Source organism: Terriglobales bacterium (assembly GCA_035651995.1).
Taxonomy (GTDB): domain Bacteria; phylum Acidobacteriota; class Terriglobia; order Terriglobales; family Acidobacteriaceae; genus DASRER01.
The window spans coordinates 137,962-161,969 of the sequence record DASRER010000022.1 but is presented as its reverse complement, the minus strand read 5'-3'; the positions used below and the strand labels follow the sequence as shown (position 1 = coordinate 161,969).

At 63.2% G+C, this 24,008-nt stretch carries 25 protein-coding genes; 8 read left to right on the top strand and 17 right to left on the bottom strand.

Features of this window, described 5'->3' with window-relative positions; translation table 11 throughout:
- The first annotated feature begins 57 nt into the window (after nucleotides 1–57).
- From VFA60_08740 to hutH, 6 genes are all read left to right on the top strand, one after another.
- Nucleotides 58–1,770 carry an acyl-CoA carboxylase subunit beta gene (locus tag VFA60_08740; GenBank protein ID HZQ91863.1) on the top strand — a complete coding sequence of 571 codons (1,713 nt, stop codon included), beginning with the start codon at nucleotides 58–60 and terminating at the stop codon, nucleotides 1,768–1,770.
- A gap of 125 nt (nucleotides 1,771–1,895) precedes the next feature.
- On the top strand, nucleotides 1,896–2,120 hold the full coding sequence (locus tag VFA60_08735; protein HZQ91862.1) for a hypothetical protein: 225 nt from the start codon (nucleotides 1,896–1,898) through the stop codon (nucleotides 2,118–2,120).
- Nucleotides 2,111–2,980, top strand: coding sequence for a hydroxymethylglutaryl-CoA lyase (locus VFA60_08730; protein ID HZQ91861.1), 870 nt, complete (start codon nucleotides 2,111–2,113; stop codon nucleotides 2,978–2,980). The genes VFA60_08735 and VFA60_08730 overlap by 10 nt, the downstream gene beginning before the upstream one ends.
- A 101-nt stretch (nucleotides 2,981–3,081) precedes the next feature.
- The gene (locus tag VFA60_08725; protein ID HZQ91860.1) at nucleotides 3,082–3,873 is read left to right on the top strand and encodes an enoyl-CoA hydratase-related protein; all 792 of its coding nucleotides are present in this window, start codon (nucleotides 3,082–3,084) and stop codon (nucleotides 3,871–3,873) included.
- Nucleotides 3,874–4,056: 183 nt separating this feature from the next.
- Nucleotides 4,057–4,467: a thioesterase family protein gene (locus VFA60_08720; GenBank protein ID HZQ91859.1), complete on the top strand. Its 411-nt coding sequence runs from the start codon at nucleotides 4,057–4,059 to the stop codon at nucleotides 4,465–4,467.
- Between the two features lie 69 nt (nucleotides 4,468–4,536).
- On the top strand, nucleotides 4,537–6,147 hold the full coding sequence (hutH, locus tag VFA60_08715; protein ID HZQ91858.1) for a histidine ammonia-lyase: 1,611 nt from the start codon (nucleotides 4,537–4,539) through the stop codon (nucleotides 6,145–6,147).
- Between the two features lie 13 nt (nucleotides 6,148–6,160).
- Here hutH and VFA60_08710 read toward each other — a convergent pair whose 3' ends face one another.
- A complete protein-coding gene (locus tag VFA60_08710; GenBank protein ID HZQ91857.1) occupies nucleotides 6,161–6,745 on the bottom strand; it encodes an HDIG domain-containing protein in 585 nt (194 codons plus the stop codon).
- Between the two features lie 451 nt (nucleotides 6,746–7,196).
- On the opposite strand from VFA60_08710, the gene VFA60_08705 reads away from it, so the two are divergent.
- Nucleotides 7,197–7,694: a helix-turn-helix transcriptional regulator gene (locus VFA60_08705; protein ID HZQ91856.1), complete on the top strand. Its 498-nt coding sequence runs from the start codon at nucleotides 7,197–7,199 to the stop codon at nucleotides 7,692–7,694.
- A gap of 235 nt (nucleotides 7,695–7,929) precedes the next feature.
- Here the strand turns inward: VFA60_08705 and VFA60_08700 are convergent, their stop codons facing one another.
- From VFA60_08700 to VFA60_08655, 10 genes are all read right to left on the bottom strand, one after another.
- Complete coding sequence (locus VFA60_08700; protein HZQ91855.1) at nucleotides 7,930–9,267, bottom strand: site-2 protease family protein; 1,338 nt, start codon at nucleotides 9,265–9,267, stop codon at nucleotides 7,930–7,932.
- 17 nt (nucleotides 9,268–9,284) lie between these two features.
- Nucleotides 9,285–10,493: a 1-deoxy-D-xylulose-5-phosphate reductoisomerase gene (locus tag VFA60_08695; protein HZQ91854.1), complete on the bottom strand. Its 1,209-nt coding sequence runs from the start codon at nucleotides 10,491–10,493 to the stop codon at nucleotides 9,285–9,287.
- 154 nt (nucleotides 10,494–10,647) lie between these two features.
- The gene (locus VFA60_08690; GenBank protein ID HZQ91853.1) at nucleotides 10,648–11,556 is read right to left on the bottom strand and encodes a phosphatidate cytidylyltransferase; all 909 of its coding nucleotides are present in this window, start codon (nucleotides 11,554–11,556) and stop codon (nucleotides 10,648–10,650) included.
- Between the two features lie 212 nt (nucleotides 11,557–11,768).
- Entirely contained in the window at nucleotides 11,769–12,575 is an 807-nt protein-coding gene (locus VFA60_08685) for an isoprenyl transferase (protein HZQ91852.1), read from the bottom strand.
- Between the two features lie 138 nt (nucleotides 12,576–12,713).
- Complete coding sequence (locus tag VFA60_08680; GenBank protein HZQ91851.1) at nucleotides 12,714–13,385, bottom strand: Spy/CpxP family protein refolding chaperone; 672 nt, start codon at nucleotides 13,383–13,385, stop codon at nucleotides 12,714–12,716.
- Nucleotides 13,386–13,474: 89 nt separating this feature from the next.
- Complete coding sequence (locus VFA60_08675; protein HZQ91850.1) at nucleotides 13,475–13,999, bottom strand: hypothetical protein; 525 nt, start codon at nucleotides 13,997–13,999, stop codon at nucleotides 13,475–13,477.
- A 67-nt stretch (nucleotides 14,000–14,066) separates the two neighbouring features.
- Nucleotides 14,067–14,687 (bottom strand): sigma-70 family RNA polymerase sigma factor, encoded by a 621-nt coding sequence (locus VFA60_08670; GenBank protein HZQ91849.1) that lies wholly within the window; start codon nucleotides 14,685–14,687, stop codon nucleotides 14,067–14,069.
- Between the two features lie 405 nt (nucleotides 14,688–15,092).
- Nucleotides 15,093–15,725 (bottom strand): hypothetical protein, encoded by a 633-nt coding sequence (locus VFA60_08665; protein HZQ91848.1) that lies wholly within the window; start codon nucleotides 15,723–15,725, stop codon nucleotides 15,093–15,095.
- Nucleotides 15,726–15,861: 136 nt separating this feature from the next.
- Nucleotides 15,862–16,491 (bottom strand): hypothetical protein, encoded by a 630-nt coding sequence (locus VFA60_08660; GenBank protein ID HZQ91847.1) that lies wholly within the window; start codon nucleotides 16,489–16,491, stop codon nucleotides 15,862–15,864.
- Nucleotides 16,492–16,565: 74 nt separating this feature from the next.
- Nucleotides 16,566–17,222 (bottom strand): hypothetical protein, encoded by a 657-nt coding sequence (locus VFA60_08655; GenBank protein HZQ91846.1) that lies wholly within the window; start codon nucleotides 17,220–17,222, stop codon nucleotides 16,566–16,568.
- 252 nt (nucleotides 17,223–17,474) lie between these two features.
- Between VFA60_08655 and ispG the strand changes: the two genes are divergently transcribed.
- Nucleotides 17,475–18,728 carry a flavodoxin-dependent (E)-4-hydroxy-3-methylbut-2-enyl-diphosphate synthase gene (ispG, locus tag VFA60_08650; GenBank protein ID HZQ91845.1) on the top strand — a complete coding sequence of 418 codons (1,254 nt, stop codon included), beginning with the start codon at nucleotides 17,475–17,477 and terminating at the stop codon, nucleotides 18,726–18,728.
- A gap of 385 nt (nucleotides 18,729–19,113) precedes the next feature.
- Here ispG and VFA60_08645 read toward each other — a convergent pair whose 3' ends face one another.
- The 6 genes from VFA60_08645 to VFA60_08620 form a co-directional block, all read right to left on the bottom strand.
- Nucleotides 19,114–19,398 carry a DUF962 domain-containing protein gene (locus VFA60_08645; GenBank protein ID HZQ91844.1) on the bottom strand — a complete coding sequence of 95 codons (285 nt, stop codon included), beginning with the start codon at nucleotides 19,396–19,398 and terminating at the stop codon, nucleotides 19,114–19,116.
- 68 nt (nucleotides 19,399–19,466) lie between these two features.
- A complete protein-coding gene (locus VFA60_08640; protein HZQ91843.1) occupies nucleotides 19,467–19,628 on the bottom strand; it encodes a hypothetical protein in 162 nt (53 codons plus the stop codon).
- Nucleotides 19,629–19,823: 195 nt separating this feature from the next.
- Complete coding sequence (locus tag VFA60_08635) at nucleotides 19,824–20,840, bottom strand: class I SAM-dependent methyltransferase (GenBank protein ID HZQ91842.1); 1,017 nt, start codon at nucleotides 20,838–20,840, stop codon at nucleotides 19,824–19,826.
- A gap of 189 nt (nucleotides 20,841–21,029) precedes the next feature.
- On the bottom strand, nucleotides 21,030–21,914 hold the full coding sequence (locus tag VFA60_08630; GenBank protein HZQ91841.1) for an NAD(P)-dependent oxidoreductase: 885 nt from the start codon (nucleotides 21,912–21,914) through the stop codon (nucleotides 21,030–21,032).
- 271 nt (nucleotides 21,915–22,185) lie between these two features.
- Nucleotides 22,186–22,512 (bottom strand): PilZ domain-containing protein, encoded by a 327-nt coding sequence (locus VFA60_08625; GenBank protein HZQ91840.1) that lies wholly within the window; start codon nucleotides 22,510–22,512, stop codon nucleotides 22,186–22,188.
- Between the two features lie 181 nt (nucleotides 22,513–22,693).
- A complete protein-coding gene (locus tag VFA60_08620) occupies nucleotides 22,694–23,986 on the bottom strand; it encodes a heterodisulfide reductase-related iron-sulfur binding cluster (GenBank protein ID HZQ91839.1) in 1,293 nt (430 codons plus the stop codon).
- Nucleotides 23,987–24,008: the final 22 nt, after the last annotated feature.

Genomic DNA, 24,008 nt, shown 5'->3' with positions numbered 1-24,008 from the left:
TTTGCCACTCCGGTTTTGCTGTAGTAGGTTGAATGGTTTACGTCAACAAACGGCTGCATGACTGAACGCACCACCAGCGAGAAACGAGCGTCTCCGGCGGCGGGCGAGGCCTTCGCTACCAAGATTGACGCCACCTCGGCGCGCTTTGAGAAGAACATGCGCGCCATGGCGGAGCTGGTGTCGCGGTTGCATAACGAGGAAGAAGTGCTGCGGCAGGGCGGCGGGGCAAGGGCCATCGAAAACCAGCACAGCAAAGGACGGCTGACGGCGCGCGAGCGCATTGCGCTGCTGCTCGATCCCGGGACGGACCTGTTCGAGCTGGGCCTGTATGCGGCCTTCGAGATGTACGAGGAGTGGGGCGGGGCGCCGGCGGCCGGAGTGGTCACGGGCCTGGGGCAGATTCATGGGCGGCTGTTCATGGTCATCGCGAACGACGCCACGGTGAAGGCGGGCGCGTTCTTTCCCATGACAGCCAAGAAGGTCATCCGGGCGCAAAACATCGCGATCGAGAACCATATCCCGACGATCTACCTGGTGGATTCGGCAGGCGTGTTCCTGCCGTTGCAGGAAGACGTGTTCCCCGACACGGATGATTTTGGGCGCGTGTTCCGGAACAACGCGGTGATGTCGGCGACGGGCATTCCGCAGATCGCGGCGATCATGGGGATGTGCGTGGCGGGGGGCGCGTATCTGCCCCTGATGTGCGACCACCTGGTGATGACCGACGGCAGCGGACTTTTTCTCGCCGGGCCGGCGCTGGTGCAGGCGGCGATCGGGCAGAAGGTGTCAGCTGAAGAGCTGGGCGGCGCGGCGATGCATGCGCAGATCAGCGGCACGATTGACTATCGCGAGCCGAACGACGAGGCGGCGCTGGCGCGGCTGCGCTCGCTGGCGGAGAAGATTGGGCACCGCAAGACGGCGCCGTTCGATCATCGCAAGGCGGCGCCGCCGGCGTATCCGGCGGAGGAGATGTATGGGATCTTCGAGTCGGACGCGGCGAAGCCGTATGACATGAAAGAAATCCTGGCGCGGATCGTGGACGGCAGCCGCTTCGACGAGTACAAGCCGGAATACGGCAAGACGGTGATCTGCGGCTACGCGCGCATTGGCGGATACGCGGTGGGGATCGTGGCCAACCAAAAGCAGCACCAGCAGCAGATCGATCACGAAGGCCACAAGCGGGTGGAGTTCGGCGGCGTGATCTACACGGAGAGCGCGGAGAAGGCGGCAAGGTTCATCCTGGACTGCAACCAGAACCTGGTGCCGCTGATTTTTTTCCACGACGTGAACGGCTTTATGGTGGGACGCGACGCGGAGTGGAGCGGGATCATTCGCGCGGGCGCGAAGATGGTGAACGCGGTGTCGAATTCGGTGGTGCCGAAGATCACCGTGATCGTGGGCGGATCGTTCGGGGCCGGTCACTATGCGATGTGCGGCAAGGCGTACGATCCGCGCTTCGTCTTCGCGTGGCCGACGGCGCGGTACAGCGTGATGTCGGGCGAGTCGGCTGCGGCGACGCTGGTGGAGATCAAGATCAAACAACTGGAGCGCGGCGGAAAAAAGCTGAGCGAGGACGAGCGCAAGAAACTATATGACGAGGTGAAGCGGACCTACGACCGGCAGATGGACCCGCGGTACGGCGCGGCGCGGCTGTGGATTGACCGGATCATCGATCCGCTGGACACGCGGGCGGCGCTCATCGAGGCGCTGGAGGCGGCGGCGCTGAATCCGGAGGTCAAGGAGTTCAAGACGGGAGTGCTGCAGACGTAGTTGTCAGTTGCCGGTTGCCAGTTGTCAGTTCTCGGTTCTCAGTTCGGCGAAGTGAACGACATGCACGTGAAGGTCACCAAGTCGAGGGCACGTTCGTCTGGCACCAGCATGAGCGTGCAGACGAGATGTTCCTGGTGGTGAAAGGCGTGCTGCGCATCAAGGTGCGCGAGGCGGGCGGCGAGCGCGAGCTGACAATCCGGCCGGGCGAGTTCGTGATCATTCCGCGCGCGACTGAGCACATGCCGATGTCGGATGAGGAAGTACACGTTGTGCTGTTCGAACCCAAGAGCACGCTGAACACCGGCAACGTGCGCAACGAAAATACACGGGAACAACTGCAGTGGATTTGAAGCTGATCGAGTGTCCGCGGGACGCGTGGCAGGGACTGAAGACGCAGATTCCGGCGCAGCTGAAGGCGGACTACCTGCGCGCGCTGATCAGCGCGGGATTCAAGCACATTGACGCCGTGAGTTTCGTTGCGCCGCGCGCGGTGCCGCAGATGGCGGATTCGGAGGAAGTGCTGGAGCGGTTCGATCCGCCGGATGACGTGGAGATCATTGGGATCGTGGTGAACGAGCAGGGAGCGGACCGCGCGATTGCAACCGAGGCGGTGCGCACGCTGGGATTCCCGTACTCGGTGTCGCCGACTTTTCTGCAGCAGAACCAGAAGCAGACGCTGGAGCAGGCGCTCGACGTGCTGGAAGCGATCAAGAAGAAGGCCGATGAGGCCGGGCTCGATGTGGTGGTGTATATCAGCATGGCGTTCGGGAATCCGTACGGCGACTTGTGGAACGCGGAAGAAGTCGCGGAGGCGGTGGGACTGATCGCAGACATGGACATCGCGGCGGTATCGCTGGCGGACACGGTGGGCGTGGCGACAGCGGAGCAGATTGGCGCGCTGGTGAAACCGGTGATCGGGCGGTATGAGGAGATGGAAATCGGCGTCCACCTGCACAGCCGGCGCGAGGATGCGGCGGCGAAGGTGCTGGCGGCATACGATGCGGGCGCGCGAAGGTTCGATTCGGCGATCGGCGGGCTGGGCGGGTGTCCGTTTGCGCAGGACGAGCTGGTGGGAAATATTCCCACGGAAATCGTGCTCGAGGCGCTCAAGCAGCGCGACGCCAAGCTGCCGCCCTTGAAACCGCTGGACGCGGTGCTGCTGGCGTCGCATGAGATTGGAAAGCGGTATGCGGGGCTGACGGTGCAGTAAAACGCTGCTGGCTTGCCGGCTTGTGGCTGCTGGCCCAAACCGAGAGCGAAATCGAGAGCCTAAACACGAAGGACACCAGGGAACACAAAGGGCACGAAGGAATGGAGTTCTCTACGTTCAAAACTGTGCTGCTGGCGGAGGATGCGGGCGTGGCGACGCTCACGCTGAATCGTCCGGACAAGCGCAATGCGGTGAGCTTTGAGCTGGTCGACGAATTGATGCGTGCGCTTGACGAAGTTGCCGGCAGCACGGCGCAGGTGCTGATCGTGACAGGGGCGGGCAAGGCGTTTTGCGCGGGGCTCGACCTGGAGAACCTGAAGGCGCTGGTGGGCAAGACGCATGATGAGAACGTGAAAGACTCGGCGGCGATGGCGCGGCTGTTCCGGCGGATTTACGAATTTCCACTGCCCACAATCGCGGCGGTGAATGGCGCGGCCATCGCCGGCGGCACGGGGATCGCGACCATGTGCGACTTCACGCTGGCGGTGCCGGAAGCGAAGTTCGGGTACACCGAGGTGCGGATCGGGTTCGTTCCGGCGATCGTGTCGTCGTTCCTGGTGATGCAGGTGGGACACAAAATCGCGCGCGACCTGCTGATGGCCGGGCGGCTGTTCGACGCGGCCGAGGCGCATCGGTATGGGCTGGTGAACGAAGTCGTAGCGCCGGAGGAACTGATGCCGCGGGCGAAGGCGCTGGCGGCGCAGATCATGGAGAACTCGCCCTCGTCGGTGCGGGCGACGAAGAGGCTGATCAACGGCTTCATCCGCGAGCAACTCGACCGGCAGATCGCCGACGCGGTGGAAGAGAACGCGCGCATCCGCACGACCGCAGACTTCCGCGAAGGGATCGCGTCGTTTCTGGAGAAGCGCAAGCCGAAGTGGACGGGCAAATAAACCCCGCAATTGGCACTTAGCAGTTGGCATTTGGGCCGTCGAGGTCCGTGCTCGTCGCGGGCAGGATTCGGTCCAGACGAAGGACACCGAGGTTGCGCAAAGGCCATAGGGGAGTGACGCAGTCGTGCGATCGTCGGTTATGTTTCAAGAGCAGGACTCAATCTTGGTCTGCGGTGAGCTGAATTGATCAACGAAACTCGGTTCAGAGTGCGCTATGCCGAGACCGACCAGATGGGCGTGGCGTATCACTCCAATTACTTTGTATGGTTTGAAGTCGGGCGGGTGGAGCTGTTTCGCCAGCTTGGGTTCGCGTATCGCGACATGGAGCGCGAGGACAACTGCTACATCGCGGTGGCCGACGCGCGCTGCCGGTACAAAGCGCCGGCACGATATGACGACGAACTGGTGGTGCGGACCGAAATCCGGAATCTGCGCGGAGCGCTGGTCCACTTTGGGTACGTGCTGGTGCGCGTGAGCGACGGCACCCTGCTGGCCGAGGGCGAGACGACGCACATCGTGACCGATGCTGAGTTCCGGCGGCGCGAGCTGCCGGAGAAGTACGCGACCGCGTTCCGGCGAGCGATGGACAAATGAAGATAGGGAGGACGCGGAGGCAAGGTCATTCCTCTGTGTCCCCGGCGTCCTCCCTGGCGTAATTGACTTATGCAGGCACTGCACATCAACGGCAACACGCTCACGGTGGACGAGCTGCGCGAGGTGGTGTACGAGCGGCGTCCTGTGCTGCTGGAGCCGGAGGCGCGCGAGGCGGTTGAGCGGGCGCGCGAAGTCGTGGAAGAACGCGTGGATGATGAGCGGCCGGCGTACGGGGTCAATACCGGAGTGGGCAGGCTGGCGGACGTGCGCATTCCGCCGGAGCAGATTCGCGAGCTTCAGGTCAACCTGCTGCGCTCGCACGCCACCGGCGTGGGCGAGCCGCTGACCATCGCAGAGACGCGCGCCATGATGCTGCTGCGCGCCAATTCGCTGGCCAAGGGATTCAGCGGCGTGCGGCCGGAGGTGATCAACACGCTGTGCGAGATGCTGAACCGCGGCGTGCATCCGGTGATTCCGTCGCAGGGGAGCGTGGGGGCAAGCGGCGACCTGGCGCCGCTGGCGCACCTGGCGCTGGTGCTGATCGGCGAGGGTGAAGCGGTTTACCTGACCACTTCGAAGGCGAAGCGGGCGCGGCGGGCGGGCGAATCGGGCGAAGGCGCGCGCATGCCGGGCGGCGAGGCGATGCGCCGGGCGCAGGTGAAAACTCTGGCGCTGGAAGCCAAGGAAGCGATCAGCCTCATCAACGGCACGCAGGCGATGCTCGCCGTCGGACTGCTGGCGCTGCTGGCGGCCGAGACATTAGCGGACAGTGCGGACGTGATTGCGTCGCTGTCGCTGGACGCACTGCGCGGGACTGACGTGGCGTTCGATCCGCGCATCCATGCGGCGCGGCCGCACCCCGGGCAGCAGCAGGTAGCGGAGAACCTGCGCCGCATGGTGGAGGGCAGCCGGATTCGCGAGTCGCATCGCGACTGCGCCCGCGTGCAGGACGCGTACTCGCTGCGCTGCATCCCCCAGGTGCACGGCGCGGTGCGTGACACGCTGGCGTTCGCGCGGCAGGTGTTCGAGATCGAGATGAACGCGGCGGTGGACAATCCGCTGGTGTTTCCGCCGAAGAAAAAAGTGGGCGCGCCGAAGGTGGACTTTGAAGCCGGTGGCCAGACGGCGGGCGAAATCCTGAGCGGGGGAAATTTTCACGGCGAGCCGCTGGCGTTCGCGCTCGACTACATGGCCATCGCGCTGACGTCGCTGGGCGGGATCTCGGAGCGGCGCATCGAGCGGCTGGTGAACCCGGCCCTGAACGAAGGGCTGCCGCCGTTTTTGGCGGCCGATGCCGGGCTGAACTCCGGGCTGATGATGGCGCAGGTGACGGCGGCGGCGCTGGCCAGTGAGAACAAAGTGCTGGCACACGCCGCGTCGGTGGATTCGATCACGACCAGCGGCAACAAAGAAGATTACGTCTCGATGGGAATGGCAGCCGCGCTAAAGCTGAAGCGTGTTCTGGCGAACACGCGCGCTGTGCTCGCGATCGAGGCGATTGCGGCGGCGCAGGGGCTGGAATTCCTGAAGCCGCTGCTGCCATCGAAGCGCGGGCAGGCGGCGGTGGCGGCGATCCGCAGCGTCTCGCCCGTTCTCGATAATGACCGCGTGCTGGCGGGCGAGTTTGCGGCGGTCGGCGAGCTGGTGAAGAGCGGCAGGCTGGCTGCGTTACTGGAGTAGGTGCTGCGGCGACCTAGCCCGCCGCAGCGGCGCCGGCGAGGCCGAGGTCGGCGGCGATGGTTTTCATCGCGTCGATGCAGAAGGCGATATGCTGCTCGAGATCGACGCCGAGTTCCTGCGCGCCCCTGATGATGTCGTCGCGGCTAACGCTGCGGGCGAAGGCTTTATCTTTCATCTTCTTTCGCACCGAGGGCGCCTCAACTTCAGCGAGCGACTTGCCAGGCTTGACCAGGGCGGTGGCGGTGATGAAGCCGGCGAGCTCGTCGCAGGCGAAGAGGGCGTGCTCCATGGGCGTCTGGCGCGGGACGCCAGAGTACTCGGCGTGGGAGAGGATGGCGCGGCGGATTTCTTCGGAGTAGCCGCGCTCTTCGAGGATCTTGTTTCCCACGAAGGGATGCTCGGCCGGAGTGGGATACTTCTCGTAGTCGAAGTCGTGCAGGAGGCCGGTGATGGCCCAGGTTTCCTCGTTGGCGGGATCGAGCTTGCGGGCATAGGCGCGCATGCACGCTTCGACGGCGAGGGCGTGCTTGCGCAGGCTCTCGGAGGCGGTGAATTCGGTGAGGAGGCGCCAAGCGTCAGTACGGGAGCGCGAGTTCACAGTTCACAGTTTACAGTTTACGGGCGGGCATGTGGCCATTGGCTTCCATGGCGGCGCACGCGAGATCAAAAGCGTTTCGCACAGGACACCAAGGACGCGCGAAGGGCACGAAGAGAAACGTCCGGTGCTGACCGCTAAATGCCAAGTCCCGGTACTCAAGAAAGTAAACAGGAGGAGCGGTCCGAATCCGATTCCGGTTTTCTCCGTTGTTTCGCCGGTTTTCTTGGGACCATTCGTGGAGCGTTATCGGGTTTTCCTCCTAAAAATACCTTGACACAGGGGGCGAATTGCAGCAGATTGTCCCTGCTTGCCGGCCAAGCCATGTCCGGCGGCGGCAATCTTTTGTCACAGTGGCGGTAGCAGTTTCTGGGCCGTGAAGTGGATGCTCGCTCTGGCATCTCGCACAACCTAGATGGCCACGACACTCGCACCCGTAGATTCACGGGAAGTGGTGAGATGCGATCGTTGTCAGCTCGTCCAGTTCCGTACCAACAACAATCTTTGCCGCAAGTGCCGCACTTCGCTCGATCCTGAGGAGCCGCAGCCGGTGGCGGCGGCGCCGGAGCCACAACCGGCGAGCCATGCGAACCTGCCGGGACATTTGCAGATCGCGGTGGCGATCCGCACGCTGCGGCAGCGCAACGGCATGAGCCAGCGGCAACTGGCGATGCGCATGAACGTGCCGCGCACCTACGTCTCGAAGATCGAGAACGACAAGGCGACGCCAACGTTGTCGTCGCTGGAGCGGCTGGCGAAGGCGCTGGAGGTGGGCGTGCCCGACCTGCTGAAGGGCGGCGCGCGCACGCGCGAAGAAGAGATCCGCGACCTGATGACCGACGAGTTTATTGCCGAGCTGGTCCCGTTCGTGAGCAAGCTGAACGGCATGCAATGGTCGAGCATCCTGGGACAGGTGCGCGACCTGACGATACATCCGCGCAGAACCTCGTAAGCACTGCGGCAACACTTGCATTTGGGGAAAAGCCGGGGCGAAAGCCCCGGCATTTTTGTTGTTTGTGATTTGTACTTGGTGATTTGCGATTTGGCCGATCGATGCGGTGGCGCAGGATGATGGCTCGAACGGCAGTTAGCAATTGACGGTTGGCGTTTGGCCGTAAACAGGCCCTGGTTGGGGAATCGAATGTTCAGGGGCCAGGTGCTAAGTGCTAAATGCCCAACGCCGCTTCTCAGCCGCCGAGGGCTGGGATCGCTTTCGTCAGGTCGTTGTAGATGACCAGCACGGCGAAGAGCACAAGGAAGACGAACGCGGCTTTGTAGATGCGCTCCTTGACCGTCAGGCTGATGTCGCGGCGCATGAGGCCTTCCAGGATCAGCAGCAGAATGACACCGCCGTCGAGGATCGGGATCGGGAAGAGATTAAACAGGCCGAGCTGAAGGCTGATCATGGCCATCAGGGTGAGGATCGGCGTCCAGCCTTTCTGGCGGACGGCTTCGCCGGAGGCCTGCGCGATGCCGATGGGCCCGGACATCTGGCGCATCGAAACCTTGCGCTGGATCATTTTCTGGACGAGCTCGAAGACCAGCAGCGAGTTGCGCTTGTTTTCCTGGAGCGAGCGCAAGAGCGCCTGGCGGAATGGCAGCTTGTCCACGTGGATGCGCGAGCCGGGCAGGACGCCGATGCGATAGGCGCCGTCGCCGCGCTCCTTGTCGAGCACCGGCGTGACGGTGAAGGCGCGTTCCTGGCCTTCGCGCAGCACGCGGACTTCGATGGGCTTGGCGCCGTTGTCCTGCAAGCGACGAATCAGGCCCTGCGCGGAGTGAATGGGTGTGTCGCCGACGGAGACCAGCTCGTCGCCGGGCTCGATGCCGGCCTTGGCCGCGGGCATGCCGGCTTCGACGGCGCTGATGTTGATGACCTGCTCGGGCTCGAGGCCGGCGTCACCGACCTCGTCTTTGCCGACTTTCTCAGGAACCACGCGTTTGGTCAGCACCTGGCTGCCGCGCTCGACGGCGATGTCGAGCGGCTGATTCGGACTGAGAAGAATCTTGTAGAGCGCGTCCTCCCAGGTGGGGTTTAGCAGGTTGTCAATGCGAACGATGCGGTCGCCTGCCTGGATGCCGGCCTTCTGGGCGGGCGAGTTGTCCTGCACCCAGCCGACGACGGCGGGCTGGTCCATGTAGGCGGCGTGCTCGTAGCGCACCATGTAGATGCCGGTGAGCAGGCCGATGGCGAGCAGGATGTTCATGGCCGGGCCGGCGATCGCGATGATGAAGCGGTGCCAGCGCGGGTGCGAGAGGAATTCGCGCGGGTCGCCGGTGGGCGTGTCGAGCGGATTCTCACCGCTCATCTTCACGTACCCGCCCAGCGGCAGCAGGTTCACGCGGTAGTCGGTTTCACCCTTGCGGAAGCCGAAAAGACGCTTGCCGAAGCCGAGAGCAAACTGCTCGACGCGAACGCCAAAAAATTTTGCGGCAGCATAGTGTCCGAACTCGTGGACGAGGATCATCACGCCGAGCACGACGGCTACCGCTCCGAGGCTGGTGAGAAAGGAACCCAACGACATAACTATATTTATACGTCCTAAGTCTGATGCCGGATGGCCGCGGCCGGCTGCGCGTCGGAATGGCGGAGCTCGCGAACGTGAGCAGCAGCGGCGCGACGCGCCTGCGCGTCGGCTGCCAACACCTTATCAATAGATTCAGGGTGGCGGGCTTCCGTTTCACGTAAAACGCCGCCGACCACGCGGGCAATGTCGTCAAAACGAATGCTGCCGTCGAGGAAACCGGCCACGGCGACCTCGTCGGCAGCGTTCAGTGCGATGGTTTTTGCGCCGCCGGCCTCGGCGGCCTCGTAAGCCAGCGCGAGGCAGGGGAACTTTTCCATATCGGGCGGGCAGAAGTCCAGGCGGCGGAGGCTCGAGACATCGAAGCGCAGGTCCGACTCGATGCGCTCGGGATAGGTGAGCGCGTAGAGGATGGGCAGGCGCATGTCGGTGACCGAGAGCTGGGCCAGCAGGCTGCCGTCACGGAACTCGACCAGCGAATGAATGGTGGACTGCGGGTGCACGATGACGCTGACGCGGCTGGGCGGCAGGTTGAAGAGCCGGCAGGCTTCAATGACCTCGAAACCTTTGTTCATCAGAGTGGCTGAGTCGATGGTGATGCGGCGGCCCATCTTCCAGGTGGGGTGGTTGAGCGCCTGCTCGACCGTGATGCCGGCGAATTCGGAGCGCGGCGTGTTGAGGAAGGGCCCGCCGGAGGCGGTGAGCCAAACGCGCTCGACTTCGTTGAGGCGTCCGCCGCGCATGCACTGATGGACGGCATTGTGCTCGCTGTCGATGGGCAGCAGTGGCTTGCCCTGGCGGCGCGCTTCTTCGGTGAGCAGCTCGCCGGCGGCGACGAGGCACTCTTTGTTCGCCAGGCCAACGGTCTTCCCTGCTTTTACCGCTTCGTACGTAGCTTCGAGTCCGGCGACGCCGACGATGGCGCTGACGACAAAGTCGGCGTCGGCGTGAGTTGCAACGCGGATGGCGCCTTCGTTGCCGGAGGCGACCTCGATCTTCGCGTTTTCGGCGGCAAGGCGGCGGCGCAGGTCGGCGGCGGCCTCGTCGGTGGCCATGGAGACAAGTTTGGGCTGCCAGCAGAGTGCCTGCTCGAAGGCGGCGTCCACGTTGTTGCCGGCGGCAAGGGCGGCCACGCGGAAGAGGTCGGGATAGGACTCGACGATGCGCAGCGTGCTGCGTCCGATGGAGCCGGTGGAACCGAGGATTGAAATGTTCTGCAAGGTCAGGGCCACGGTCGGGGACCGTGAACGACTGCGCGAAGGGTCGCGTCCTGCGCGCAAACTTCATTTAACGCTGAAGGAACATGATAACAGAGGCTTGGATTGGGTAGTCCGTCGTTGGCCGTTGGTCGTTGGCGCTCGGTCGTTTGCCGGGCTCACGTCAGAGAGCGGCGAGAAAGACGCAGTACCACATCACCGGCGCGGCGAAGAGCAGCGCGTCGATGCGGTCGAGGATGCCGCCGTGACCCGGGAGGAGCGTGCCGGAATCCTTTACGCCCGAGCCGCGCTTGATCATGGATTCGACGAGGTCGCCGACCTGGGCGATCGCGTTGAGCACGGCGGAAAGCACGATTCCGTGCCAGAGCACCGGCGCGCCGAGGGTGCCGCGCGTGGCCGGGCCGAGGGCGTGGATGCGAGCGAGCGCGCCGGTGATCTGCGGCGCGCAGAGCCAGAACGCGGCGCCGAGGGCGGTGGCGGAGATGAATCCGGCGACGGCGCCCTCCCACGTCTTCTTGGGGCTGACGCGCGGCGCCATGAGGTGGCGTCCGAAGGCGCGTCCAGCGTAGTAGGCGAAGATGTCGCCCGACCAGACCACAACGAACAAATAAAGGATGTAGTAGGCGCCGAAGCGGAGGTCGCGCAGGAGCACCAGCGCGCCCAGAGTAAGCGCGATGTACGGGATGGCGAAGACGCTGACGGCGGCGCCGGGAAGCGAGCCGGCAAAGTCTTCGCGGCGCATGCCGAGCGCGAGCGTGAAGAAGGCTGCGGCAATGATGGCGGCGAGTCCGAGGAGAGGCGAGAGCGGGACGGCGAGCACCATGTCGCCGGCCACGGGAAGCGAGCTGTGCGAGTTCGCCGTCAGCGGAAAGGCGACGAAGAGCAGCGCGATGAACAGAAACGTGGCGCCGCGGACGGTTTCGATGCCGCCCGTTTCTGCGATGTTCAGGAATTCGTGGGCGGCGAGGAGCGCGATGGCGCCGACGACGATGGAAAAAATCCAGAGGGGCAGCCAGAAGACCGCGGCGAGGACCAGCGGGGCAAGAACTAGGGCTGTGAGGACTCTCTTCATCAAGTCGCTTCACCGCGGAGGCGCGGAGAGTTCGCGGCTGCGCAGCTGTGCGGTGGAAATGGCGGATCATTCTAGCTGACCGGGGGCCAAAACCAGGTGTCTGACGTTAGGTCTAATTCGTTCGCACAAAAAACACGAAAGGCGCACAAGGCGAGTTTCTGAATTTCCTTTGTGCAACCTTCGTGTCCTTCGTGTGAAAGGGCCTTGATCCGCTAGACGCGGCGGGAACCGGCGTGGTCGCGGGCGGGAGCGAGGCCGCCGTAGCGGCGCTCGCGCTTCTGGTATTCGGCGATGGCTTCGAGCAGGTGAATGCCGCGGAAATCGGGCCACAGGGTTTCGGTCACGTAGATTTCGGCGTAGGCGACCTGCCAGAGGAGGAAGTTGCTGAGCCGCATCTCGCCGCTGGTGCGGACGACGAGGTCGGGATCGGGCATGTGGCTGGTGTAGAGGTGGCGGCGGACGGCTTCTTCGTCGATGGTGAGGTGCTCGATGCCACCGTTGTTGGCGGCCTTCTGCACGATCCGGTTGAAGGCGTCAACCAGCTCGCTGCGCGCGCCGTAGTTGAGCGCGAGCGTGAGGCGCATGCCAGTGCACTGGGCAGTTTCCAGCTGCGCCCAGGCCATGCGCTCGCGGACCTTGGGCGGGAGTTCGTGGTGGCGCCCGATGTATTCCAGGCGGATGTTGTTGCGCTTGAGGGTGGGCATCTCCTGGCGCAGGTAGCGGCGGAGCAGGGCCATCAGGAAGTCGACTTCGAGCTCGGGGCGGCGCTGCCAGTTTTCGACGGAGAAGGCGTAGAGCGTGACGGATTCGACGCCGATGCGGGCGGCTGTCTCGACGGTGCTGCGGACGGCGGCGACGCCGGCGCGGTGTCCGGCGACGCGCGGCAGGTGGCGGCGGCGCGCCCAGCGGCCATTGCCATCCATGATGATCGCGATGTGCTTCGGAAGCCGCTCGGGGTCGAGCTTGCTCCAGACTGCCGCCTCTTTGCGGTCGAGTCCGGCGGGTACGATGTGCCGCAAATGCCTGCCCTCAGGGGAATGCGTTGCGGTCAAGGATAGCACCTGGAAGACAGCGTCCACCACAGAGGCACAGAGAATGACACGCCACAAAACAAGGGCCACCGAGAGGCTCGGTGGCCGAAGTCCTGGCCCAATCCGTTACTGATCATCGCCGGGCTGGCGCTGTGGTGGCGGCGGAGCGGGGGCGGTTTGTGGCTGGCCAGGGCCGGGGACGCGACGACGCATGTGCCGCCCGCCCTCAGGTCCGCCCTTAAGAAATCCTTCACCGGGACCGACGCGGCGGAAGAACATGCGCGGTGAATGCTCGCGGGCCTGCAGCTTCTTCCACTGGTCGGGCGTGAGGACGCGACGGATGCCGAGCATCATCTGCGCGTTCGATTTCTCGAGCGCGGCGCGCGCCTGGGCAACCTTGTCGATCTGCGAGATGACCTGCGCCTCGTCGGGGCGGTCGGCCTCGATCATGGGCTCGAGCAGCGCTTCCTGCTTCTCCAGGTTGGCGTGCAGGTCAATGAGCTGGAGGCGGTGGTCCTGGAAGCTCTTTTCGATCTGCTGCACCTGCGTGTCGTTGATGCCGAGCTGCTGAACCAGCTCGGAGTTCTTCCACCACTTGCCCATGGGACCGTGGTGCAAGCCCATCTCGCCGCGCATGGGACCCTCAACGCGACGCGTGAAGAACACACGGTCGCCTTGCGGCCCACCGGGATCGGGGCCGGGGGCTTCGATGGTGATGCCGCCGCCTGGGGCCAGCGGTGGAGGTTCAACCTGCGCCGAGGCCGCGCCGGCCAGGGCAAGGACACAGCTGAGGGACACAGGCAAGGCTTTGTGGAACATCTTCATAGTTGTGGCTCTCCTGCGGTGGACGACTCCGGCACGCTGTGCGCAGCGGCCGGCACGGAAAACTAATCCTCGTGATTGGCCCTGTTACTGCGAACCGGATTCCCGCCCAGACCACCTGCACTGGCTTGCAGCCGCGCACTGCGCTCGTTGGCGATGACCTGCGCGGGCTGCAGCGCGGCCGGCACGGGACGCGCCAGGTCGCTCTGGATCTGGAGCAGCAGCGCGTCGTCAGCGGCGTCGGCGGCGCTGGTGTGCACCGGTGCAAGAGCTGCCGGCTCGGGCGCCTGCGTGATCATCACGGTCGCGAGCAGGGCGGCGCACAGGCTGCCGGCCAGGGCCCAGCGCAGCGAAGTGAACGACGGGCTGGGACGCAGAGCCTGGGCAATGGCGGCGCGCTGCCGCATCCAGGCAAATTCGTCGCGGGTGGCGGCGGCGTGCACCGAGTCGCGGAAGAGCGCCAGCTGGCGCTCGAGTGAATCGGCCTCATGGCGGCAGGCCGAACAGAGCTCGATGTGTCCGGCAACGGCCGCGTCGGCCGAGCCGAGCAGCCATTCGGCGAGTTGTTGTTCGTTCAGGTGCACGCTCATGTCAGTTCTCAGGTCTCAAATCTCGGTTCACAGGCAGAATGCTACAGACCCTAAGTCAAAGAGCGAATTATCGGCTTCCGCTGACAAGCGCAGCCGTGGCTTCTGTTCCGCGAACCTTGCGGCGCACGGCGCTGACGGCGCGCGCCAGGTGACTCTTGATGGTGCCTACACTCAGCGACGTGGCCTGCGCGATCTCTTCCAAAGTCAGCTCCTCGACGAAGCGCAACACGAACACCGCGCGCTGCTGGCCGGAAAGCGTCTCGACCGCGCTCCAGACCGCCTGCAACTCCTCGCGCGCCAGCATCTGCTGCTCGGCCGACGCCTGCCGGCCGGGCAGGTTTTGCTCGGCGAGGGCGACCTCTTCCGGGTCGCTGGCAAAGAGACGTCGCCAGAAAGCAGTACGGCGGCTGCGTCCGTAGTCGCGCGCCAAGTTGACCGCGATGCGGATGAGCCAGGTGCCGATGCTGGCTTCGCCGCGAAAGCTCGATCGCGCCTGGTAAGCGCGCAGGAAGCACTCCTGGGTGAGCGTCTCGGCTGCGTCGGGATCGCGCAGCAAGCCCAACAGTACGCGGTACACGCGCCGCTGGTGAGCGACGACGACCGAATCGAAGTCGTCGAGCGCTGTTTGATCCAGGAGCGATGTTTCGCGCACCTGCTGGCCGAGGGCTGCCTTCAGGGTGTGCTCCATCCCTTACTCCTATCTGACGACAGAGGGGTTCCAGAGTTTACAAACCCCGCTGCGATTTTGGAGATGCGTTGGGAGAACGATTTTGGCGGGTGGCCTTGCGAAAGGCGCTACTGGCTTCTGGCTGCCAGCTAAAAAGGTTTGCCGCAACCGGTGGATCGCGGCCACCGGTTACGGCTTGCCAAGGGAGGAAGATGAGCAGCGCGGACGACCCAACCCTCGTCCATCCGTGTTTGTTCTCAAATTGAGCTATCCGCGCTGTGTGTATGGACGAGGGGCACGAAAGTGGGATTACAGGTCGGGAAAAGTTTTTTGTGCGAGGCGGAACTCGGACCGAATGGGCAGACATGAGCACCGGGATTTTCATCCCTTCGCAACGAGCGTACCGAGCTGTCCAAGATTCCTGCCCTAGGGCCTTACGAAATCACCGAAGCCCGAATCCACCTCCGCAGCGCTAGACCAGAGTCGGTTAAGTTCGATATTCGCGTGGCGCGCAGGTCGGGCGATGGTCAGGCGCGCAGTCGGCTGGCCTTTCTGGAGAAACACATCATACGCCCATCGGCCGGCGTCGGAATGGCTGTTGCCGTTCACCTTGGCGCGATATCGGAATATGTTGCCGAATTCGTCGCGTCGGCTTGCCTGCCGATAATCCAATGAGATGGACGCTATGCCGAGCTGCGGCAGGGTATAGAGCTCGCTGGCTTCGGAGATGCCGTTGTGGTTCGCATCGCGCCAAAGGCGTAGGTTGTAGTAGACCACGTCGCGGCTGTCAATCACGCCATCGCCGTTCCCACCATTGACGGGTTTGTCGAACTCGGCGAGCGCAGCAAAACCATTGGGCGTGGCCGAAGGCGGCTGCGGAGTGAAGTTGCCGAACAATTCAGAGCCGTTGTCAATGCGACCGTTGCCATTACGATCCAAGACAAGGAACGCGTTGGAATAGGCTGGATCAGTCCATGCCACTTGCAACGGCCGACCACGCGCTTCGATGTCAAACTCGACGCCGTCCGGTGCACTCGTCAGGTGGAAACCCTCACCCACGGCATCAACAATGACGGGGGATTCGGGCCCTTGGTAGTGACACTCATGCTCGAGTTCATTCCAGGATCCACCGGAGTCCTGACAGGCCCAAGCTTGCGAGCAATACGGATCCGGACTGTTTACGCAAGGACCGCTGCTAGGATCCGTGGGGGACGGTATCCACACTAGAGTTGATCGCCTGGTGACAATTAGCTACTTGATTGTTTAGAAACTGATTCGATTTGGCAACATCACCGGCTGCTACAGTGTTGTCCGTCCGATGACCAGTGGTTGTGGAAGTATTCATGATGGTGGAACAGCTGCCATCGCCGTTTCCGAGGCCGATAGCGTGACCGAGTTCATGAGCAATGCGACCACAGAGTTCCGCAGCGCTGTATTGTGGGCTTGTATTATAGTTAGGATCCAGTGTCATGGTCCACGGGGAGGATTGGTTTGTGTTGAGGAGTGCAGCTCCGCCGTCAACCGTTCCGGAGGATATGGTTATGTCAGAGGGATTGCTAATAACGTGGCTTTGATCGGTTACGAAAAAGAAACCAGTTTTGTTGCCGAATTGATCGGTGGCGTTGTTCCACTGATCCCGAGCACAGGCCATTGCCGTCTGGATGTCAGCGCTACTCAGGCCGGTCACGTCACCGAGCGACACCGTAATCTTCCGCCGGTTGTCAGTGGATGACGCTGCACCGTGCCCTGCCAATATCTCTTCGTTGTAGCGGCAATCGACGCACTGGGCAGTCAAATGAGTACACGTCAGGAGAATGGGTACCATCAGGACGAGTCGTATCCTCATCGTTCGCGCCCTCTTCGCACTGCGACTCTGCAACCTTCTGGGCCCGTTTTCCATTACTTCGAGGCTGGCTTTGTGGCTCCCCTCACTGCTGCGACTGACGGATAGTGTTCTTGCAGCTCTTTTGCCCAGCGCACGTTGTGCTTCGATATGGGTCGGATAGTGCCGTCGTCATTTACAAAAAAGGCGCCCGAGACGCCAGCGTCCAAACGTGCCTGGCCGATCGAGTTCATGTTTAACAGCAGCAAGTACGTCTTTCCGGGTTCAAAGAGAACAGTATGCTTTCCGGAAGAGCGCACCTTGATGCCTTCTACATCCACAGTGCCCCCTGGGATCGGAAGCACAAATTGGTTCGAGCCGAACGGCAGTAAAGTCTCCGGCGGCTCCTGGCGGAAGGAGCAGGCCTCGCAATTTGGCCGGAGTGCGAGGAACTCGATGGCGTTGAACTTTGTCCAAGTAACAATGCTGTCCCCACGCCTTACCGAAATACTGGTAATTGGCTGCGCGAGTACAACCGTGAAGTTTGACAGCGCCTCTGTGAGGGAGCTTGCGTCTAACGTTTCGATATCTCCGATACCGATCTGGACCTCTGACCTGCCCTCAGCCCTGGCTCGACGGGCCAACTCATCCAGCCGCCCAGACGGCTTGCCTGTTTGTGACCATGCTGTCGCAAGCGCCCCTACAACGATCAAGATGATCAGCATCCTTTTCATCTAAGCTCGCTCCTATGGAAACTAAGGCAATGATCGAGCGTGGACATTCTAATCAGCAGAGCACCAGGAATAGTTAGATGTCGCCGCACTGTCAAGCGTCATGATATGACATTTTGGAGGTGGCTCCAGAAAGGCCCCGCTTGGGTGCGAGCACTGGGACCCGTTCCCAGCAAAGACGGGCGATTTCTTCGGACTGGCCAGGTTCGCCTCGTCGACGCGCTTTGGATTCCAAGTGGTAAAATTGTATCTCCGATGGCCAGCATTCAACGCAGGAAATCCGTGCAGTGCGTAGTGGCGGGTGTGCGTATTGGCGGCGACGCGCCGGTCGTGGTGCAGTCGATGACGAACACCGACACGGCCGACGTCACGTCGACTGCCAAGCAGGTGGCGGACCTGGCGCGGGCTGGGTCGGAGCTGGTGCGCGTCACGGTGAACAACGAAGACGCGGCGCGGGCGGTGCCGCATGTGGTGGACACACTGGTGCTGCAGGGCATTCGGGTGCCCATCATCGGTGACTTCCACTACAACGGACACATCCTGCTGAAGAAGTATCCGGCGTGCGCGCGGGCGCTGGCGAAGTACCGCATCAATCCGGGGAACGTGAGCATCGGGCGCAAGGACGACGACAACTTCCGCGCCATGGTTGAGGTCGCGGTCGAGAACCAAAAACCTGTTCGCATCGGCGTGAACTGGGGGTCGCTGGACCAGGCGCTGCTCACGCGGATGATGGACGAGAACGCCAAGCTCGAGCAGCCGAAGGACGCGCGCGAAGTCACGATGGACGCAATGGTTGAGAGCGCGCTGCGCTCGGCCGAGCTGGCGGAAAAGTACGGCCTGCGGCACGACCAGATCATCCTGAGCGCGAAGGTGAGCGGCGTGCAGGACTTGATCGACGTTTACCGCGCGCTGGCGCGGCGCTGCGACTATCCGCTGCACCTGGGGCTGACCGAAGCCGGCATGGGCAACAAGGGCGTGGTGGCTTCCACGGCGGCGCTGGGCGTGCTGCTGCAGGAAGGCATCGGCGACACGATCCGCGTGTCGCTCACGCCGGCGCCGAACGGAGATCGCGCGGAGGAAGTGCAGGTCGCGCAGCAGATTTTGCAATCGCTCGGCATCCGCAACTTCACGCCGCAGGTGACGGCGTGTCCGGGATGCGGGCGCACCACGAGCACGTTCTTCCAGGAGATGGCGGCCGACATCCAGAAGTATCTGCGCGAGCAGATGCCGGTGTGGAAGCAGCGCTACGCCGGGGTTGAAGCGATGAGCGTGGCGGTGATGGGCTGCGTGGTCAACGGCCCGGGCGAGAGCAAGCACGCAAATCTTGGTATCTCGCTGCCGGGAACTTTCGAAGAGCCGGTGGCCCCGGTCTTCGTGGATGGGCGGAAGGTGACGACCCTGCGTGGGGACAACATCGTGGCCGAGTTCATCAAGATGCTCGACGACTACGTGGATTCCCACTACAGCGCGCGAACCGCGCAGCGGGACGAAGTCACCAGCCGCGCCTGACGCGGCCGCCCCATCCGCGCGGCGACGCAGCAAGCTGCGCCTCTACAACTCGGCGCCCTAGGCGGCAGCCAGCAGAGCAACGACCGCTGCTCCCCAAATCACCAGGCCCACCGCGATCAGCGCGATGCGCAGCGGTGTGCTGTCAATGTACTTATTCCACTCGGCTCCCATGACGTCCCCCAATTGCCTTCACTGCTATAGACGAATGTGTTGTCGTGAATAAGACGGTTCACGTTGATTTTTGTCACCGCTGAACTGATTACTGTTACGGCGAGCACAGCACAAAAGTTTCATTCAAAGGAGGTCCCAAGAGCTGCTCTCGGGCAAGAACATGCCGCGCACCGGGACGGCGCGGTATGGGCACGGGACAGGTGATGAATCGAACTCAGGCGGGTTTGCCGGCGCCGGAGCTGCGTCCGGTGAGGCGGCGGAAGAGCCAGAGCGGAGCGACAAACACGTGAACCGGATTGGTGAGGAAGGCGGGCTTGTTTCCTTCGATGAGGTGGCCGATCCAGGCGAGCGCGAAGGCCGCCGGAATCAGCATGGCGGCGATGAGGGGGTGAAACCAGACAACGAAGACGGATGAAAAGCCCACCGGAATGGCGAGCATATGGAGGGCGCGGTTTACGGGATGCGTGTGGGCGTGGTCGTAGTGCGAGTAGAGTCCCATTGCGCCTCGGCCGGCGCACGACGAAGCAGCGCAGGCCGGGAGATTATGCACCAGCTCCGAAGCGAACGCTAGCGGAGGACAGCCTGGCGCGGCTCGGCGACACTGGCTTGCCAGATGAGCTGGAGCAGATGGCGCTGCGCCGCCATGAGCTGCTCGAACTGTTCGGTCTTCGGATCGGCGGTCGCAATTGCGGCGCGAACCAGGCCGAGCAGATATTGCAGATCGTTCATGACGCACCCCTCATGACGGCGCTTTCGTTCCTCTTGCCCTCGACCGCGGACTTCTCTGTCGCGCGGTCCTAGCCGCCGTGTCCAGTGCAGTTGCTGCGCCAAACTCACAAACACGCAAAACAAAAGAGTTGCGACGGCGGGTGGCCGCCGTCGCGGGCTGATTCGGGAATATCGCACCGAAACGGGAAGGCCCCGTTACTTCTGCGAAAGCAGCACCGCCTGAAAACCAGTGGGCAGCATGTGCATCTCGGTGGAGCGAAAGCCGGCGTTGCGCAGCATGCTCTCGAGTTCCTTCCGGGTGAAAGCATCACCGTGCGGCGTGGAGGCCAGCATGATGATGGCGAAGGCGGCCGCGTCGGGAGGCGTGACGCGATCGTCGTTGGGAACGAATTCGAGAGTTGCGACGCGTCCGCCCGGATTGAGCGCGGCGTGGATCTTGCGCAGCAGCTTCTCGTTGGTAGGCACGTCGAAGTGGTGGAGGAAGTTGGTGAGCAACACCAGGTCGTAGCCGGAACCGAAGTCAACGTCGAAGGCGCTGCCGTACAGGGCGCGGTAACGATTGGCGACACCGGCTTTGTTCGCGTTCTCCTGCGCGACGGAGAGGACCGGCTTCCAGTCCACGGCGACGATTTCAGCCTTGGGATTCGCCTTGGCAACGGCGATGCCGAACAGGCCATGCCCCGCGGCGATGTCGAGGACTTTCATGGGGCGAGCCGCCGCCGATTTGGTCAAATCGGCGATGAACTGCGAGGCAGGCACCATGAGCGGCGCCATGCTGCGAGCGAACTCAACCCACATGTCGTCGTCGGGCGTTACGCTGTGCGCGTCTTCAGGGGCGCCGCCGCGACGGACGGCGTCGGTAAGACCCTCGAAGTTCTTGTACGCGTGCGGTGCAGCCAGAAATTTTGCAACGGTGCCCATGTAAGCGGGCGAGCGACGATCGAGAAACGTGGCGCTGTCCTCGGTGAGGCCGTAGCTGCCGTTTTTCTTGGTGAGAAAACCGAGAACAACCAGGTGGTCGGCGAGGATGCGCGCGCCGCGCTCGGCGACCTTCACGCGCCTGGCGAGCGACGCGGCCGTGTTGCTGCCTTCACCGACAGCGGTGAACAGGTCAAGCTCGATGGCAGTCTTGAGAGCGGCGGAATTTTCAAAAGCGCGAAGAGTGCGGAAGATCAGGATCGGGGAAGGCTGGGCTTGCGTGCTGGATGCCATGAGTGTCCTCCGGGGAAAGATTGTACGAGGGTTGGAAGGCCCGTGGTTGATACTGCCCTTGGCAATTAGCAGTTTAGCATTTCGCCGTCGCGGTCCCGTGCTGACGCAACGAAGGTCAAAAGCGTTTCACACAAGCGACACGAAGGGCGCACGAAGGGCCACAAAGAAAGGTCGCAGAACGTCGGCTTGCTATGAAGCGGCGGCGCCGCGGACTTCGACGCCGGCCCACTTTTCCAGCAGCGTAAGGGTGGCGGCGTAATCCAGGTCCTGCTGGCCTTCTTCCATCGCCAACTCATAGATCTCGCTGACGGTCTCGAGAGCAGGCAATTTGACGCGCGTCTCCTTCGCCGCCTCGAGCATGAGGCGAATGTCTTTGAACATGAGGCGCATGGGAAAGTGCGCTGAGAAATCGCGGCGCAGGACCAGGGGCGCCTTATAGTCAACCACGCCGCTGCGCACCATGCTGGACTGAATGAGCGCGAGCAGCGACTCAGGCTGCACGCCGAGCTTGGTGGCCAGCGTGAGGGCCTCGGCGAAGGCTTCGAAGATCACCGAAGTCATGAGGTTTTGAGCGAGCTTGGCGGACTGGCCCATGCCTACGTCGCCCATGCGCAGCACGGTTTTTCCCATCGCCGAGAACAGCGGCTGAATGCGCTCGATGGTGGCTTCGGCGCCACCGACGATGAAGACGAGCTGTCCGCTTTCGGCGGCGACCTTGGAGCCGGTAACGGGCGCGTCAACGAAATCGGCCCCGCCGGCGCGCACGCGCTCGGCGAATTCACGGGTGGCGCTGGGCGAGATGGTGCTGGAGTTCACCACGATGCTGCCCTCGCGCAGCTGTGGCTCGACGCCGTCTTCGCCGAACAGGACGCTTTCGACAGCGTTCGTATCGGAGACGCAGAGCCAGACGACGTCCGCGCCTTCGGCCGCTTCGGCCGGCGTGGAGGCGATTCGCGCATTTTCTACCTGCTTACCAGGAGTGCGATTCCAGGCGGACACTGCGTGTCCCGCCTTCACAAGATTTGAGGCCATACCGCGGCCCATGATGCCGAGTCCGAGAAATGCAACGCGCATGAGTTCTCCTTGCGATGACGAAGGAAGAATAAAGGAGAAAAGGAGGTGGCGAAAGCGGTGGTAGTTCAGTGGCGAGTGGCGAGCGGCGAGTACCGAGTACCGAGTGCAGGAGGCGCTTCGCGCTTCCTCGTTCTTGAAAATCGAGCGTGGCAGGTGACCTTGAGTTGTCGAGTACTGCCGGCAATGCTGGGGCCTTGGACTTCGCCCGCGCTTGTCGCGCGGACCTCGCTCAGGATAACTCGGACAAGGGAATGATACTCGGTACTCGACGCTAGACTTCAGGCAGTACGGCGTAGCGCTCCATGACGGCGGCGACGCCGAACATGCCGTCGGCGCCGGGGTCTTCGACGCGGACCACACGGGCCTGGCAGCATACCCAGGCGCTGCTGCCGTTGGTGAGTTCGGGCGGGAGCATGACGACCAGTTCCATCTCGGCGCCGGGGACAAGTTCGCTATCCGAATAGAGGAAGATGCCACGCTCGCTGATGTCGCGCGTCTTCGAGCTCTGCTCGTGCACGCCGCCGTTCTGCACGCGAACGGTGACCGGGACCTCCACGCTGAAACGTGGCGACCTGCGCTTTTCGTCGGGCTTGCCCATGACGGCTCCTTTGAGGGAGGAGGCCAACAATGTGCTCCGGCGCAATGAAGGATGTCAAATGAAATGAACCCCGGCCGTTGGCATTTAGCTATCGGCATTCGGCCGTGAAGCCGTCGCGAGAGCGAAAGAAGACAGAAGCGGTCCACACGAAGAACACGAAGGACAAAAAGGAACGCATTACCTACGCGGAGTAGGCTGCGTCGAGCAGCTCGATGACGTGACGCACCTGCAGGTTGAGGCCGCGTTGGGCAACGCCGGCGCGCAGTTGCAGCATGCAGCCGACATTGGCGGTAGCGACGACGTCGGCCGAGGTGGCGGCAACGTCGTCCATTTTGCGGTCGAGGATCTGCATGGAGAGCTTGTTCTGCACCACGTTGTAGACGCCGGCGCTGCCGCAGCAGTAGTCGGAGTGGTTCATCTCGACCAGGTGGGCGCCGAGCGCGGCGAGCAATTGGCGAGGAGCTGAGCGCACGCGCTGTCCGTGAGCGAGATGGCACGGGTCCTGATAGGTGACGCGCTGCGCTCTTTTCGCAGGCAAAGGACGCAGGCCGAGCGCGGCCAGGTACTCGGTGACGTCGCGCACTTTGCCTCCGAAGGTGTGTGCCTTGCCGGCGTAGGCGGTATCGGCGGAGAGCAGGTCGGCGTATTCCTTGAGTGTGGAGCCGCAGCCCGCAGCGTTGGTGACGATGGCGTCTACGTCGTCGCGCAGCATGGCATCAATGTTGCGGCGGGCCAGCACGCGGGCCTGTTCGCGGAAGCCGGCGTGCGCGTGGAGCGCCCCACAGCATCCCTGGCGGGGCGGAACCCAGACCTCGACGCCGTTTTTCTGCAGCACGCGAATGGTAGCGCGGTTGAGTTCGGCGAAGGCAACGCTGGAGATGCAGCCGGCGAGGAAGGCAACGCGTCCGCGGCGCTCTCCCTCGGCGGCATAGGTTTCGCCGATCTGACGAAAGAAAAAGTCGGGCTCGATCGTGGGCTGGAGGGAGTCGAGCTTAGCCACGCCGAAAAGTTTGAGCATCCCCAATGAACGCGCGAGCGTGCGTATTCCTGACTGCTGATAGAAGCGCAGGCGGCGCGCCCACCGGGCGAGCACATCGAAGTCAGCCAGGACGCGGTTGAAGAAATACGCGCGCAGCTTTCGCTCTAGCCACGGACGGCGGTAGTGCTGCTCGATCTGTGCGCGGGCGCGCTCGACGATGCGTCCGTACTCGACGCCTGAGGGGCAGGCGGTCTCGCAGGCGCGGCAGTCGAGGCAGCGATCGATGTGCGTGACGAAAGCTTCGCCGATGGGCAGCCGGCCGGAATCCACCTGCAGCACCTGATAGATGCGTCCGCGGGGTGAATCCATTTCCATCCCGAGCACGCGGTACGTGGGACACTGCGTGAGGCAGAGGCCGCAGTGAACGCAGACGCTGTAGAGGTCCCAGGTGGGGCGGTCGGCGGAGCTCACGGGGTTGACGGGCGGGATTGACATGAGATCAAGGAAAACTCAAGAA

What these genes read in the sequence shown, in the direction of transcription:
- VFA60_08670 (HZQ91849.1), bottom strand. Translation starts at nt 14,687, where the DNA reads ATGGAGCACACCCTGAAGGCAGCCCTCGGCCAGCAGGTGCGCGAAACA.
- VFA60_08640 (HZQ91843.1), bottom strand. Translation starts at nt 19,628, where the DNA reads ATGAACGATCTGCAATATCTGCTCGGCCTGGTTCGCGCCGCAATTGCG.
- VFA60_08620 (HZQ91839.1), bottom strand. Translation starts at nt 23,986, where the DNA reads ATGTCAATCCCGCCCGTCAACCCCGTGAGCTCCGCCGACCGCCCCACC.
- VFA60_08675 (HZQ91850.1), bottom strand. Translation starts at nt 13,999, where the DNA reads ATGAGCGTGCACCTGAACGAACAACAACTCGCCGAATGGCTGCTCGGC.
- VFA60_08630 (HZQ91841.1), bottom strand. Translation starts at nt 21,914, where the DNA reads ATGCGCGTTGCATTTCTCGGACTCGGCATCATGGGCCGCGGTATGGCC.
- ispG (HZQ91845.1), top strand. Translation starts at nt 17,475, where the DNA reads ATGGCCAGCATTCAACGCAGGAAATCCGTGCAGTGCGTAGTGGCGGGT.
- VFA60_08625 (HZQ91840.1), bottom strand. Translation starts at nt 22,512, where the DNA reads ATGGGCAAGCCCGACGAAAAGCGCAGGTCGCCACGTTTCAGCGTGGAG.
- hutH (HZQ91858.1), top strand. Translation starts at nt 4,537, where the DNA reads ATGCAGGCACTGCACATCAACGGCAACACGCTCACGGTGGACGAGCTG.
- VFA60_08660 (HZQ91847.1), bottom strand. Translation starts at nt 16,491, where the DNA reads ATGGTACCCATTCTCCTGACGTGTACTCATTTGACTGCCCAGTGCGTC.
- VFA60_08645 (HZQ91844.1), bottom strand. Translation starts at nt 19,398, where the DNA reads ATGGGACTCTACTCGCACTACGACCACGCCCACACGCATCCCGTAAAC.
- VFA60_08700 (HZQ91855.1), bottom strand. Translation starts at nt 9,267, where the DNA reads ATGTCGTTGGGTTCCTTTCTCACCAGCCTCGGAGCGGTAGCCGTCGTG.
- VFA60_08740 (HZQ91863.1), top strand. Translation starts at nt 58, where the DNA reads ATGACTGAACGCACCACCAGCGAGAAACGAGCGTCTCCGGCGGCGGGC.
- VFA60_08690 (HZQ91853.1), bottom strand. Translation starts at nt 11,556, where the DNA reads ATGAAGAGAGTCCTCACAGCCCTAGTTCTTGCCCCGCTGGTCCTCGCC.
- VFA60_08725 (HZQ91860.1), top strand. Translation starts at nt 3,082, where the DNA reads ATGGAGTTCTCTACGTTCAAAACTGTGCTGCTGGCGGAGGATGCGGGC.
- VFA60_08635 (HZQ91842.1), bottom strand. Translation starts at nt 20,840, where the DNA reads ATGGCATCCAGCACGCAAGCCCAGCCTTCCCCGATCCTGATCTTCCGC.
- VFA60_08735 (HZQ91862.1), top strand. Translation starts at nt 1,896, where the DNA reads ATGTTCCTGGTGGTGAAAGGCGTGCTGCGCATCAAGGTGCGCGAGGCG.
- VFA60_08655 (HZQ91846.1), bottom strand. Translation starts at nt 17,222, where the DNA reads ATGAAAAGGATGCTGATCATCTTGATCGTTGTAGGGGCGCTTGCGACA.